Raw genomic sequence first — 13,253 nt, forward strand, 5'->3', positions numbered from 1 at the left:
GGCGCAGCAGCGATGGACTCCCAGACCTCATCGTCATCCCAGGCATCCCCGTCCCCCCGTACCTTCCAGGTCGACCTGCGCGGCCTGGTGGACCTGTTGTCCCATCACCTCTACTCCAGTCCCCGGGTCTACCTGCGCGAGCTGCTCCAGAACGCCGTGGACGCGATCACCGCCCGGCGGGCGGAGGAGCCCGGGGCCCCGGCGCGGGTGCGGCTGTCCGCCGCGGGCGGGGAGCTGCGGGTGGAGGACTCCGGTGTCGGGCTCACCGAGTCCGACGTGCACAGCCTGCTGGCCACCATCGGCCGCAGTTCCAAGCGCGCCGACGGCCTGCAGGAGGCCCGCTCGGACTTCCTCGGCCAGTTCGGCATCGGGCTGCTGGCCTGTTTCGTGGTCGCCGAGCGCATCCGGGTGGTCAGCCGCAGTTCCCGTACGCCCGGCGCGCCGCCGGTGGAGTGGACGGCCCGCGACGACGGTTCGTACACGGTGCGGACGCTGCCCCACGAGGAGCGCCCCGAGCCGGGGACGACCGTGCACCTGGTGGCGCGGGCCGGTGCCGGTGAGTGGCTCACCGAGCAGCGGGTCCTCCGGCTGGCGCGCGACTTCGGCTCGCTGCTGCCGTACGACGTCCGGGTCGGCGAGGAGGCGGTCACCGATCTGCCGGCGCCCTGGGACCGGCCGTACGCCTCGCCCGCGAACCGGCGGGTGGCGCTGGCCCGGCACTGTCACGAGCTGTTCGGGTTCACGCCGCTGGACTCGATCGAGCTGAACGTGCCGCTGGCCGGCATCCGCGGGGTGGCGTACGTGCTGCCGGCCGCGGTCAGTCCGGCCCAGCGGGCGGGTCACCGGGTGCACCTCAAGGGCATGCTGCTGACCGACCGGGCCGAACAGCTGCTGCCGGACTGGGCGTTCTTCGTGCGCTGTGTCCTGGACACCGACAGCCTGCGGCCCACGGCCTCGCGCGAGTCGCTGTACGAGGACGAGACGCTGGCGGCCGTGCGGGAGGCGCTGGGCGAGCGGATCCGGGCGTGGCTGACGGGGCTGGCCGCCGGGGATCCGGAGCGGCTGGCGGCGTTCCTCGCCGTGCACCACCTGGGGGTGAAGTCCCTGGCGCGGCACGACACGGAGATGCTGCGGACGATGCTGCCGTGGCTGCCGTTCGAGACGAGCGACGGCCGGCTGTCGCTGGAGGAGTTCGCGCAGCGGCACCCGGTGGTGCACTTCACGCGGACCGTGGAGGAGTACCGGCAGGTCGCGCCGATCGCGTCGGCGCAGGGCGTCGGGGTGGTCAACGGCGGTTACACGTACGACAGCGAGCTGGTCGAGGCACTGCCGTCGGTACGGCCGGGGACGGTGGTCGCCGAGCTGGACGCGGACACCGTGACCGCGCACCTGGACGCCGTGGACGCGGCGGAGGAGCTGGCGCTGTCGGGTTTCCTGGCGGCCGCGCGGGCGAAGCTCGACCCGCTGGGCTGTGACGTCGTCCTGCGCGCCTTCCACCCGCTGTCGGTGCCCGCGCTGCACCTGGACGACCGGGCGGCCCGGCACGAGCAGGCGCGGGCGGACGCCGAGTCGCGGGCGGACGACCTGTGGGCGGGCATCCTGGGCTCCCTGCGGGGCAGCGCCCCGCGCGCGCGGCTGGTGCTCAACCATCTCAACCCGCTGGTCCGGCGGATCAGTTCCCTGCGGGACGCCGAGCTGATCGGCACCGCCACGGAGTCGCTGTACGGGCAGGCGCTGCTGATGGCGCAGCGGCCCCTGCGGCCGGCGGACTCCGCCCTGTTGAACCGGGCGTTCATCGGCCTGCTGGAGTGGGCCACGCACGGGGAAGCCACACCTGAGGAGGACGGGCGGCGATGACCGCGATCACGGACTTCGACTCCCTGCGCCGGGCGATGGCGGAGAACGGCGAGCAGCCGGAGGGCCCGGCCCGCAACGCGCGCGCGGAGGCGCTGCTCGCGGAGGCCGAGAGGCTGGACATCCCGCTCGCCGTGATCGAGGCGCTCGGGCACCAGCTGAAGGTCTACAACTACAGCTCCGAGAAGGACAAGATGTTCGTCCCGTTCGCGCGCCTGCTGCGCATGTGGGACGAACGGCCCGAGGACTTCGACGCGCACGAGACGCACTCGCTGCACTGGGTCTTCAAGTGGATGTCGGCCGGCATGCTCGACCAGCCGCACGTTCCGCTGGCGTCGGTGGAGAAGTGGCTCGGCGAGATGGAGCGCCGCTACCGGCTCGCCGGGCACTCCGAGCGAGCCGTGCGCGGTGCCGAGTTCAGCGTGGCCGCGCACGTCGGGGACGTGGAGCGGGCCGAGCGGGCGTTCGCCGCCTGGCTGGCCGCGGAGCGCGACGGCATGGCCGACTGCCACGCGTGCGAGCTGCACGGTCAGGGCTGGTGGCGGGCGGAGCGGGGCCGGGACGCGGAGGCCCTGGAACTGTGGGCGCCCGTCCTGGAGGGCGCGTACACGTGCGCGCACGAGCCGCACACCGTGCTCGCGTCGTCCCTGGTGCCGCTGTTGCGGCTGGGGCGGGCGGACGAGGCCCGGGCGAACCATCTGCGCGGCTTCCGGCTGGTGCGGGCGATGGAGAGCATGCGGGGCGCGTACGCCGACCACGTGGAGTTCTGCGCGCTGACCGGCAACGAGGCGCGGGGCCTGGAGCTGCTCGCGGAGCGTCCGGCGTACTTCACGGACGAGGGACAGCCGCGCAGCAGGCTGGACTTCCTGAGCGTGGTCGTGCTCCTCATGGAGCGGCTGTCCGCGCTGGGCCTGGGCGGGCAGCGGGTGCCCGGGCCGGCCGGGCGGGCGTGGACGGCGGCGGAACTCGCGCTGCACGCGCGCGGGGAGGCACTCGCGCTGGCCGCGCGGTTCGACGCGCGCAACGGCACGTCGCACGTCGGCGAGCGGGCACGCGCGCGGATGTCGCAGCCGCCGCTGGTGGAGCGGTTGCCGTTGGGGGTGCGCACGATACGTCCGCCGGCCCCCGCGCCCGCTCCCGCTCCCGCACCCGCCACGGCGGTGGCCGGGACGGGTACGGAGGCGGGTGCGCCGGACCTGGCCGCGCTGCTCGCCGAGGCGCGGCGGCTGTCGGACACCCTGCGGCCGCACGCCGTGGAGGCGTGGGCGGCGGTGGCGGTGGCCGCCGAGGGGGCCGGGGGCGCCGGGCTGGACGCACGGGACCGCGCCGAGATCGCCGACCACCGGGCGATGGGACTGGGCGCGGAGGGCGCCGAGACGTTCGAGCTGGCGGCCGGGCTGTACGCGGAGGCGGGCGATCCCGGCGAGGCCCTGGCGGCACGCACGCGCGCGGCCTACGTCCGGGCGCTCACCGGGGAGGTCGACGAGGCGCTCGCCGCGGTCGCCGAGCCGTACGACCGGGTCCTCGCGCTGTACGCCGAGGGCGGCACGGAGGTGCGGCAGGCGGCGGGGGTCCTCATGGGCCGCGCGCGGATCCTGATGCGGCGCGTGCACGAGGCCGACGGGCCGGTCGCCGAGCACGTGCTGACGGAGGCCGAGGGGGCCGTCCGGGAGGTGCTCGCGCTCGTGGAGGGGCGGGCCGGGGACGACGTGCGGCTCGTCGCGCGGGTCGCCGAGGGGCACGCGATGCTCGCGGAGCTGACGGTGCGCTCGGGCGACCCCGGGGCGGGCGCCGAGCTGTTCGCGCGGGCCGCGGCGGAGTTCGTCGGGGCGGGGCTGCCCTGGTTCGCCGTGGAGTACGAGGCCAGGCTGGCCGCTCTCGCGCACCACCTGGGCGACATGGCGGAGGCGGAACGGGCGCTGCGTGCGGCGCTGGAGCACGGCGGCGGCTTCCTGGAGCCGGTCGGCCGGGCACAGCTGCACCTCCAGCTCGCCGAGGTCGTCGGGGGCCGGGGACAGGCGGCGGAGGCCGCCGAGCACGCCCTGGAGGCGGCGCACTGGGCCGACGAGGCGGGCGAGGGCCCGGCGTTCGGCGCGTGGGCGCGGCATCAGCTGGGCGGGTTCCTGGTGCGGCAGGGCCGGTGGGCGGAGGCCGCGGAGGTGCTGGAGTCGGCGCTGGCGGACCTGACCGTCGAGACGCACGGCGACGGCGCGGTCGTACAGACGCAGTGGTGGCTCGGCGACTGTCTGAGCGAGCTGGGCGAGCACCGGGCCGCGGCCGAACGCCGTCTGCAGGCCGCCGAGACCGCCCGGCACTGGCCCGAGCAGCACGACCACGCGACGCTGGCGCACCTGGCCGCCGAGTCCCTCGGCCAGGCGGGACTGCACGCGGACGCGGACCGGGCGTACGCGCGCGCGGGCGAGCTGTGGCGCTCCCTGGGAAACGTGCACGGGCTGGTGCGCTCCCTGCGCGCGCGTGCCTGGCTGGCGTTGCGGGCGGAAGGCGGTCAGCAGGCGGCGCGGAAGCTGATGGCGGACGCCGTCGGGGAGTGCGCCGACGCGCTGGAGGTCGCGGACGACGAGGAGACGCGTCTGCGGCTGGTCTTCGAACTCGGTCACACCCACCGTCAGTTCGGCGACCTGCTGGCCCGCTCGGCCGCCGAGGACGCCGACGACGACTCGATCCGTGCCACCATGGACGAGGCGCTGTCCCAGATGTCGGAGGCGGTCGCGGTGTTCGTCTCCCTGGGGGCCGCCGCCCTGCCGCCGCGCACCGGCGCCGAGCTGGCCGCGGGCTGGCTGGAGACCGACCTGGGCCGTCCCGCGGCGGCGGCGGCACGCGCGCGTGCGGTGCTCGCGGCGTACGCGGACGCGGAGACGGACCCCGCCTTCGAGGGCGGGGACGAGGAGACCGTACGGGCTCGGCGGGCGGAGGCGGAGCAACTGCTCCAGGCGGCGGCGGAAGCGGCGGAGGCCTCGGGGCGGGAAACGACAGGGGAGTAGCGGGAGCGGAACGGGCGGGGAGGCGGCGCTCACCGCCTCCCCGCGTCCCTCACTCCACGCCGATCAGCAGCAGTGCGCCCTGCCGTCCCCCGCGGTACACCACCGTGTCGACGGCGAGGTACGCCTCGCGCACCCGCGCCTCCAGTCGTTCGGCGACGCCTTCGGGAGCCTCCTCGCCGAGGACGAGGGTGACGAGTTCCCCGCCCGCCGCCAGCATGCGGTCCAGGACCGTTTCGGCGATGACGGTGACGTCGGCGCCGATGACGGCCACGTCGCCGTCGACGAGGCCGAGGACGTCGCCGGCCTGGCAGATGCCGGCCATGGTCCAGGACTGGCGTTCGGCGACGACGACCTCGGCGTAACGGGTGGCGCCGGCCGCCGAGGTCATCGCGACGACGTCCTCGTCGAAGCGGCGGTCGGGTTCGTGCACGGCGAGCGCGGCGATCCCCTGGACCGCGGAGCGGGTCGGGATGAGGGCCACCCGGATGCCCTCCGCGCGGGCCTGCTCGGCGGCCGCGGCCGCGGTGTGGCGCAGATCGGCGTCGTTGGGCAGCAGGACGACCTCGCGCGCGTGGGCCCGCCGTACGGCCTGGACCAGCTCACCGCTGGCGGGCGGCTCCCCGGGGCGCGCGAGGACGGTGGTCGCGCCGGCGTCCGTGTACAGCCCGGCCAGGCCCTCGCCGGGCACGACGGCGACCACCGCCCGCTGGACGCGCGCGCGGGGCGGACGCCCCGCCCCGCGCGCGTGGACGTCGTCGGCGCCGAAGTGCGTGACGCGGATCCGGTACGGCCGGCCGGCCTCGACGCCCGCCTCCACGGCCGCGCCGGCGTCGTCCACGTGCACGTGCACGTTCCACAGCCCGTCCCCGCCGACCACGACGAGCGAGTCCCCCAGCGCGTCGAGCCGCTCCCGCAGCCGGGCGACGGCGGCGTCCTCGGCCTCCAGCAGGTAGATCACCTCGAAGGCGGGCCCGTCGCTCCCGGCGCCGTCGTCCGGGCAGGACTCCGCGCCCGTCCGCGGCTCCGGGGCTCGCGGGTCCTCCGGGCCCGCGGCGCGGTCACCCCCCTGGGCGGCCGCGGACGCGCCGGCCCCGGCGGGGGCCGGCGCCGTCTCCCCCGTGAGCGTCTCCACCAGCGCCGCGAGCACCGCCACCAGTCCGCGCCCGCCCGCGTCCACGACTCCGGCACGCTCCAGGACGGCCAGCTGGCCCGGCGTCGCGGCGAGCGCCGTGCACGCGCCCCGGTGGGCCGCCTTCGCGACCGTGCCGCAGTCGCCCTCGGCCTCCGCGGCCGCGTCGGCGGCGGCCTCGGCGACCGACAGGACCGTGCCCTCGACCGGGCGGGCCACGGCCTGGCGGGCGGAGTCGGCGGCGCGGCGCAGCGCCCGGCGCAGCCCCGCCGCGTCGGTGTGCGGGCCCTCCCCCTCGGCGGCGAGCACCTGGGCCATGCCGCGCAGCAGCTGCGCCAGGATCGTCCCGGAGTTCCCGCGCGCGCCGATGAGGGCTCCGTGCGCCATCGCGCGCACGGCGTCGGCGAGGGAGGGGGTGCCGTGCGCGGCGGCACCGGCCGCGTGACCGGTGAACACCGCCTCGACCGCGGTCGCGGCCGACTCCACGGTCAGGTACAGGTTGGTCCCGGTGTCCCCGTCGGCGACCGGGTACACGTTGATCGCGTCGATCTCCTCACGCGCGCGTCCCAGGGCCCGGAGCGCGAGACCACACCAGGTGCGCACCGCGAGAGCATCGAAGAATGTCTGCGGCACCTGCGGCACCTGGGCCTCCCTGAGCTGCTGGACTGGGACGCAGCGTAGACCGTGGACGGGTGCCGGCGGCCGTCGGGCGAGGACGGGGCCCCTGAGCAGCCATGGTAGTTTCGTTGTACTGGCGCAGCCGTTGTATGCTGCTCCGGTTGCCCGATCCCATCGGGCCATCCCCCTGGCACCGCCACTCAGATCTCTGATCCCACGATCTTGATCCCGGCATGCCGGGATCAACCGTAAGTGCATCTGAAGTCTTTGGAGTGACCGGTGGCTGCCAACTGCGACGTCTGCGGCAAGGGGCCGGGCTTCGGCAACAACATCTCGCACTCGCACCGCCGTACGCCCCGTCGCTGGAACCCGAACATCCAGCGCGTGCGTACCGTGGTCGGTGGGACGCCGAAGCGCGTGAACGCTTGCACCTCGTGCATCAAGGCCGGCAAGGTCTCGCGCTGACGCACATCCCCCACCTCTCGGCTCCGCCCGAGGCGGGGGGACCCCCGTCGCGCGCGGCCCTGCTGGTTGCTGAAAGAGCCGGTCCACCTCTGGTGGGCCGGCTCTTCGCGTGCTCCGGGGGCCGTCCCTTCGCGTGCTCCGGCGGACCGGTTCCCCGCGTCACCCTCGGCGGGCCGTACGCACGCGTCACCCGGCGGGCCGTGGGCGCGCGTCCGCGTCACCGCGCGGGGCCGTCCCCCTCACCGGTGCCCCGGCCCCCGAACCGCCAGCCGTGGTCCACGGGGCCGATCCCGCCGCCGAGGGCGAACCCGGCGGCGATCGCCCCGGTGACGTACTCCTTGGCCGTCGCCACCGCCCGCGGCACGGTCTCCCCCTTGGCGAGCTGAGCCGCGATCGCCGAGGCGAGGGTGCAGCCCGTGCCGTGCGTGTGCCGGTTGTCCAGCCGGGGCGCGCGCAGCCAGTGCTCCTCCGAGCCGTCGGTGAGCAGGTCGACGGCGTCGCCGGGCAGATGACCGCCCTTGATCAGCACCCACCGCGGGCCGTACGCCAGGACGGCCTCCGCGGCCTGTCTGAGCCCGCGCTCCGACTCGACCCGTACGCCGGTCAGCCGGGCCGTCTCGTCGAGATTGGGGGTGGCGACGGTGGCGACGGGAAGCAGCCTGGTGCGGACGGATTCGAGGGCCGAGTCGGCCAGCAGCGCGTCGCCGTGCTTGGAGACGCCGACCGGGTCGACGACGGCCGGGGCGTCGGTGCCGGCGATCAACTCGGCGACCTCTTCGACGAGTTCGGCGGAGGAGAGCATCCCGGTCTTCACGGCCTGGACCCCGATGTCGTCGACGACGCTGCGGTACTGGGCGCGCACCGCCGCCACAGGCAGGTCCCAGGCGCCCTGGACGCCGAGGGAGTTCTGCGCCGTGACCGCGGTGATCACGCTCATGCCGTGCGTGCCGAGCGCGAGCATCGTCTTGAGGTCGGCCTGGACGCCCGCGCCCCCGCCGGAGTCGGAGCCGGCCACCGTCAGCACTCTCGGGGGGATCACGACTCCATGTCCCCGAAGTGGTCCCAGCCGCCCTTGCTCGTCCAGGGCGCCCCGTCGACCGTCACCTGGGGCAGGGCCGAAGGGTTGAGGACCTCGCCGATCACCTTCCAGCGGGCCGGGAGCTTCACGTCCGGCGGGAAGGTCGCCACGATGGCGTGGTCCTCCCCACCGGTCAGCACCCACTGCATGGGGTCGACGCCCACGGCCTGTCCGATGTCGTTCATCTGGGTGGGCACGTCGATCGCGCCGGAGCGGATGTCGATGCGGACCTTGCTGGCCTCCGCGATGTGCCCCAGGTCGGCGATCAGCCCGTCGCTCACGTCGCACATCGCGGTCGCGCCGAGGGCGGCGGCCGCCGGACCGGCGTGGTACGGCGGCTCGGGGCGGCGGTGGGCCTCGACGAAGGCGCGGGGCGAGCGGAACCCGCGGGAGAGGACCGCGTATCCGGCGGCGGACCAGCCCAGCCAGCCCGTCACCGCGACGAGGTCGCCGGGCTGGGCGCCGGAGCGGGTGATCGGCTCCTGGTTGCGCAGATCACCGAGGGCGGTGATCGACACCATGATCGTGTCGCCGCGCACGACGTCGCCGCCGACCACGGCGGCACCGGCGACCTGGCACTCGTCGCGCAGCCCGTCCATCAGCTCGGTGGGCCAGGTGACCGGGAGTTCGCCGGGGACGACGAGGCCGAGGAGCAGCGCGGTCGGCACGGCCCCCATCGCGGCGATGTCGGCGAGGTTCTGGGCGGCGGCCTTGCGGCCGACGTCGTAGGCCGTGGACCAGTCGCGGCGGAAGTGCCGGCCCTCCAGCAGGATGTCGGTGCTCGCCACGACCCGGCGGTCGGGCGCGGCCACCACCGCGGCGTCGTCCCCGGGTCCGACCCGGACCGCCGGCGTGGTGGTGAGACGGGAGGTGAGCTCCCTGATGAGCCCGAACTCCCCGAGCTCACCAACCGTGCCCTTCATCGCCCCAGCTCTCCTTCTGTCCCAGTCCGTGCCCGGTCGCGCCCCACCGGTGTCCCCGATACGGTCGAGGAGACCGTCAACCTCTGCCGTGCCCGTACCCCGGCGCGCGAGCCGTAGGGCCCGCGGGTCTCCCCGCGGCGAGCGGCGACGCGATACCGTGGCGTTCCTTTTCCCCACATGATCCTCGTGGCCGCCCTGGAGGTTCCGTGGTACAGGCGTACATCCTGATCCAGACCGAGGTCGGCAAGGCCTCGGCCGTCGCCGAGACGATCGGCAAGATCCCCGGCGTCGTCCAGGCCGAGGACGTCACCGGCCCCTACGACGTGATCGTGCGGGCCCAGGCCGACACGGTCGACGACCTCGGCCGCATGGTGGTCGCCAAGGTGCAGCAGGTGGACGGGATCACCCGCACCCTGACCTGCCCGGTGGTGCATCTGTAGCCCCCGTCTACCCTTGGCCGGTGAACCTTTTCCGTCACCGGCTCAGTGGTCTGCCCGCCCTCGTACTGCTGTGCGCCGCCGTGGGCTGCTCATCGGCAGACGACAGCGCGTCGGCGACGGTTCCCAGTCCCGCGGCGGAGGCCGCGAAACTGTGCCGGAACCTGGACGAGGCGCTGCCGTCGAAGGTGGACGGCCAGGGCCGCCGGGATCCCGAGCCCGCCTCCGCGCTGACGGCGAGCTGGGGGAACCCGGCGATCATACTGCGCTGCGGTGTGGAACAACCGCCGAAGATGGTGGACCCGAAGGTGGCCCAGGGCCAGGACGCGGACGCCGTGGCCGGCGGGGTGAACGGCGTCGACTGGCTGATGGAGAAGCAGGACGGCGGTGGGTACCGCTTCACCAGCGCCAATCGCCGCGCGTACGTCGAGGTGACGGTGCCGGGGGACGCGGACAGCTCGTCGGTGCTGATCGACCTGGCCCCGGCCGTGAAGAAGGCGATCCCCGAGGGGATCGCCTGACACCGACGGGGCCTGCGGTGGCCGGCTTCGGCAGGGGCGAGGGCCCGGGCCTGGGCCCGCGCCCGCTCCGGTCTCCGCGCCCGGGTCCGCCCGCGCCTACCTCAGTCCCGTGCGGCGGCCGAGCGCGGCCCGCACCAGGCGGTCGATCAGCTCCGGGTAGGAGACGCCGCTCGCCTGCCACATCGCCGGGTACATCGAGATCGGCGTGAAGCCAGGCATCGTGTTGATCTCGTTGATGACGAACTCGCCGTCCTCGGTGAGGAAGAAGTCCGCCCGGACCAGCCCCTCGCAGGAGGCGGCCTCGAAGGCCTCCACCGCGAGCCGCTGGACCTCGGCGGTCTCCTCCGGCGTCAGCGGGGCCGGCACCAGCCCGGGGGTGGAGTCGATGTACTTGGCGTCGAAGTCGTAGTACGCGTGCGCGTCCGGCGGCGGGATCTCGGCCGGCACGGAGGCGCGCGGCCCGTCCTCGAACTCCAGGACGCCGCACTCGATCTCGCGGCCGCGCAGCGCCGCCTCGACGAGGATCTTCGGGTCGTGGCGCTGGGCCTCGGTGATCGCCTCGTCCAGGCCGGACAGGTCGTCGACCTTGGTGATGCCGATCGAGGAGCCCGCGCGCGCGGGCTTCACGAACAGCGGCCAGCCGTGCTCGCCGGCGAAGTCGACGATCTTCTTGCGGGCGGCGGACTCGTCCGACTCCCACTCGCGCGGGCGGACCACCACGTACGGGCCGACCTTGAGCCCGAAGGAGGTGAACACCCGCTTCATGTACTCCTTGTCCTGGCCGACGGCCGAGGCGAGCACGCCCGAGCCCACGTACGGCACGCCGGACAGTTCCAGCAGTCCCTGCAGGGTGCCGTCCTCACCGTAGGGGCCGTGCAGGACCGGGAAGACGACGTCGACGTCGCCGAGGGCCTTGGGCACCGATCCGGGCTCGCTGTAGACGACTTCGCGGTTGGCGGGGTCGACGGAGAGCACCACGGCGCCCTCCTGCGAGTCGGTCAGGTCCCCGACGCCGGGGGTGCGGCGCTCGGTGATCGCCATCCGCTCCGGCTCGTCGGCGGTGAGCACCCAGCGGCCCTCCCGGGTGATGCCGATCGGCAGGACCTCGTACTTCGTCCGGTCGATGGCCTTGAGGACGGCGCCTGCGGTGACCGTGGAGATCCCGTGCTCGGAGCTGCGTCCGCCGAACACGACGGCCACACGCGGCTTACGAGACGGCTGCTCAGGGCTCTGGGGAAGGTTCTCGGTGCTCATATCGGCATGAGAGTACCCGGTGGTAGGGCCCGGACACAGCGTCGACTCAGGGGGGTCGCTCAGCGTCGTTCCGGCTTCGCGCTGCGCGACATCAGCTCCTTGAGGGCGACCACCGGGGGCTTGCCCTCGTGGACGATCCCGACGACGGTTTCCGTGATGGGCATGTCGACGCCGTGCCGGCGGGCCAGATCCAGCACGGACTCGCAGGACTTGACGCCCTCGGCGGTCTGCCGGGTGACCGCGATGGTCTCCTGGAGGGTCATGCCCCTGCCGAGGTTGGTGCCGAAGGTGTGGTTGCGGGAGAGCGGCGAGGAGCAGGTCGCCACCAGGTCGCCGAGGCCCGCGAGCCCGGCGAAGGTCAGCGGGTCGGCGCCCATCGCCAGGCCCAGCCTGGTGGTCTCGGCGAGTCCGCGGGTGATGAGCGAGCCCTTGGCGTTGTCGCCGAGGCCCATGCCGTCCGCGATGCCGACGGCCAGGCCGATGACGTTCTTCACGGCGCCGCCGAGCTCGCAGCCGACGACGTCGGTGTTGGTGTACGGGCGGAAGTACGGCGTGTGGCAGGCCGCCTGGAGCCGCCGGGCGACGCCCTCGTCGGTGCAGGCGACCACGGCGGCGGCCGGCATGCGGGAGGCGATCTCCTTGGCGAGGTTGGGCCCGGTGACCACGGCGATCCGGTCCCGGCCCACCCCGGCGACGTCCTCGATCACCTCGCTCATCCGCATGGTCGTACCGAGTTCGACGCCCTTCATCAGTGAGACGAGGACGGTGTCCGGGGCGAGCAGCGGGCGCCAGGCGGCGAGGTTGGCGCGCAGGGTCTGCGAGGGGATCGCGAGGACGGTGAAGTCGGCGTCGCGGGCGGCCTCGGCGGGGTCCGCGGTGGCGCGCAGGTTCGCCGGGAGCTCGATGCCGGGGAGGTAGTCGGGGTTGGTGCGCGTGGAGTTGACCGTGTCGGCGAGCGAGGCGCGGCGCGCCCACAGCGTCACCTCGCAGCCCGCGTCGGCGAGGACCGTGCCGAAGGCCGTACCCCAGGAACCGGTGCCGAAGACGGCGGCCTTGACGGGCTTGCTCACTTGCTGTTCTCCCCTTGGTGACCGGTCCGCGCCTGGGACCTGCCGTGGCTGGTCTGCGCCTGGGTGCGGAGCCGCTGCTCGATCCGCTCCCGGCGCGGGTCGTAGGGCCTGTCGGGCGCCTTCTCGCCGCGGATCTCCTCCAGCAGGCGGGTGACGTCGGCCATGATGGCCTCCGTGGCCTCCTTCAGCAGCTCGGGAGTCATCTCCCGGTCGTAGAAGCGGCTGAGGTCCACGGGCGGGCCCGCCAGGACGTGGTGGGTCTTGCGCGGCAGGAGGTCGGGCTTCCTGGCGTAGGGCGGCAGCAGTTCGTTGACGCCCCACTGCGCGACCGGGATGACCGGGCACCGGGTCTGCAGGGCGACGCGCGCGGCCCCGGTCTTGGCGGTCATCGGCCAGCCGTCGGGGTCACGGGTGAGGGTGCCCTCGGGGTAGAAGGCGACGCACTCGCCGCGCTCCACGGCGTCGATCGCGGCCCGGAAGGCGCTGAGCGCGTCGGTGGACTCGCGGTAGACGGGGATCTGCCCGGTGCCGCGCATCGCGGCGCCGACGAACCCCTTCCCGAACAGCCCGCTCTTCGCCAGGAATCGCGGCACGCGCCCGGTGTTGTACTGGTAGTGCGCGTAGGCGAAGGGATCGACGTGCGAATTGTGGTTCACCGCGGTGATGAAGCCGCCCTCGGCCGGCATGTGCTCCATTCCGCGCCAGTCCCGCTTGACCAGAATCACCAGCGGCGGTTTGCAGAGCACCGCGGCGAAGCGGTACCAGAAGCCGATTCTGCGGCGGGGCACACGGACACCTTCCTCTAGGACTTCCCTGACTTCCCTGACGTCTTCCGGGCCGGGGGCCGGACAAGTGTCGCCCCGTGCCGTCCGTCTGTCGAGAACACCGTACGCCCCGATCGA

Annotated in this window: 11 protein-coding genes; 5 read left to right on the forward strand and 6 right to left on the reverse strand. The window is 74.3% G+C overall.

The genetic code is table 11. From position 1 onward, the window contains the following. Window positions 1–12: 12 nt before the first annotated feature. Both ACF09K_RS00710 and ACF09K_RS00715 read left to right on the forward strand, forming a co-directional pair. Window positions 13–1,857: an HSP90 family protein gene (locus ACF09K_RS00710; protein ID WP_392240318.1), complete on the forward strand. Its 1,845-nt coding sequence runs from the start codon at window positions 13–15 to the stop codon at window positions 1,855–1,857. Further along, entirely contained in the window at window positions 1,854–4,856 is a 3,003-nt protein-coding gene (locus tag ACF09K_RS00715) for a tetratricopeptide repeat protein (protein ID WP_392240319.1), read from the forward strand. Before ACF09K_RS00710 ends, ACF09K_RS00715 begins: the two co-directional genes overlap by 4 nt. Window positions 4,857–4,905: 49 nt before the next feature. Here ACF09K_RS00715 and ACF09K_RS00720 read toward each other — a convergent pair whose 3' ends face one another. Beyond that, window positions 4,906–6,627, reverse strand: coding sequence for a DAK2 domain-containing protein (locus ACF09K_RS00720; RefSeq protein ID WP_392240320.1), 1,722 nt, complete (start codon window positions 6,625–6,627; stop codon window positions 4,906–4,908). Window positions 6,628–6,882: 255 nt separating this feature from the next. On the opposite strand from ACF09K_RS00720, the gene rpmB reads away from it, so the two are divergent. Then, window positions 6,883–7,068, forward strand: coding sequence for a 50S ribosomal protein L28 (gene rpmB, locus ACF09K_RS00725; RefSeq protein ID WP_004924906.1), 186 nt, complete (start codon window positions 6,883–6,885; stop codon window positions 7,066–7,068). A 217-nt stretch (window positions 7,069–7,285) separates the two neighbouring features. Here the strand turns inward: rpmB and thiD are convergent, their stop codons facing one another. Next, on the reverse strand, window positions 7,286–8,107 hold the full coding sequence (gene thiD, locus ACF09K_RS00730) for a bifunctional hydroxymethylpyrimidine kinase/phosphomethylpyrimidine kinase (RefSeq protein WP_392240321.1): 822 nt from the start codon (window positions 8,105–8,107) through the stop codon (window positions 7,286–7,288). Then, complete coding sequence (locus ACF09K_RS00735) at window positions 8,104–9,069, reverse strand: thiamine-phosphate kinase (protein WP_392240322.1); 966 nt, start codon at window positions 9,067–9,069, stop codon at window positions 8,104–8,106. Before ACF09K_RS00735 ends, thiD begins: the two co-directional genes overlap by 4 nt. 206 nt (window positions 9,070–9,275) lie before the next feature. Here ACF09K_RS00735 and ACF09K_RS00740 point away from each other — a divergent pair, with 206 nt between their 5' ends. Then, window positions 9,276–9,509: an Lrp/AsnC family transcriptional regulator gene (locus ACF09K_RS00740; protein ID WP_392240323.1), complete on the forward strand. Its 234-nt coding sequence runs from the start codon at window positions 9,276–9,278 to the stop codon at window positions 9,507–9,509. A gap of 20 nt (window positions 9,510–9,529) precedes the next feature. Further along, window positions 9,530–10,027 carry a DUF3515 domain-containing protein gene (locus ACF09K_RS00745; protein ID WP_392240324.1) on the forward strand — a complete coding sequence of 166 codons (498 nt, stop codon included), beginning with the start codon at window positions 9,530–9,532 and terminating at the stop codon, window positions 10,025–10,027. A gap of 96 nt (window positions 10,028–10,123) precedes the next feature. On the opposite strand, the gene ACF09K_RS00750 is transcribed toward ACF09K_RS00745, so the two are convergent. The 3 genes from ACF09K_RS00750 to ACF09K_RS00760 are packed head-to-tail and all read right to left on the reverse strand — an operon-like array spanning window position 10,124 to window position 13,139. Further along, entirely contained in the window at window positions 10,124–11,281 is a 1,158-nt protein-coding gene (locus tag ACF09K_RS00750; protein ID WP_392240325.1) for a D-alanine--D-alanine ligase family protein, read from the reverse strand. A gap of 59 nt (window positions 11,282–11,340) precedes the next feature. Next, on the reverse strand, window positions 11,341–12,351 hold the full coding sequence (locus tag ACF09K_RS00755; protein WP_392240326.1) for an NAD(P)H-dependent glycerol-3-phosphate dehydrogenase: 1,011 nt from the start codon (window positions 12,349–12,351) through the stop codon (window positions 11,341–11,343). Beyond that, entirely contained in the window at window positions 12,348–13,139 is a 792-nt protein-coding gene (locus ACF09K_RS00760; RefSeq protein WP_392240327.1) for a lysophospholipid acyltransferase family protein, read from the reverse strand. Before ACF09K_RS00760 ends, ACF09K_RS00755 begins: the two co-directional genes overlap by 4 nt. Between the last annotated feature and the right edge of the window lie 114 nt (window positions 13,140–13,253).

This window comes from Streptomyces sp. NPDC014882 (assembly GCF_043081325.1).
In the GTDB taxonomy this organism is placed as follows: Bacteria; Actinomycetota; Actinomycetes; order Streptomycetales; family Streptomycetaceae; genus Streptomyces.

Coding starts and splice junctions, on each gene's coding strand:
- ACF09K_RS00735 (WP_392240322.1), bottom strand. CDS start 9,069: ATGAAGGGCACGGTTGGTGAGCTCGGGGAGTTCGGGCTCATCAGGGAG.
- ACF09K_RS00750 (WP_392240325.1), bottom strand. CDS start 11,281: ATGAGCACCGAGAACCTTCCCCAGAGCCCTGAGCAGCCGTCTCGTAAG.
- ACF09K_RS00715 (WP_392240319.1), top strand. CDS start 1,854: ATGACCGCGATCACGGACTTCGACTCCCTGCGCCGGGCGATGGCGGAG.
- ACF09K_RS00710 (WP_392240318.1), top strand. CDS start 13: ATGGACTCCCAGACCTCATCGTCATCCCAGGCATCCCCGTCCCCCCGT.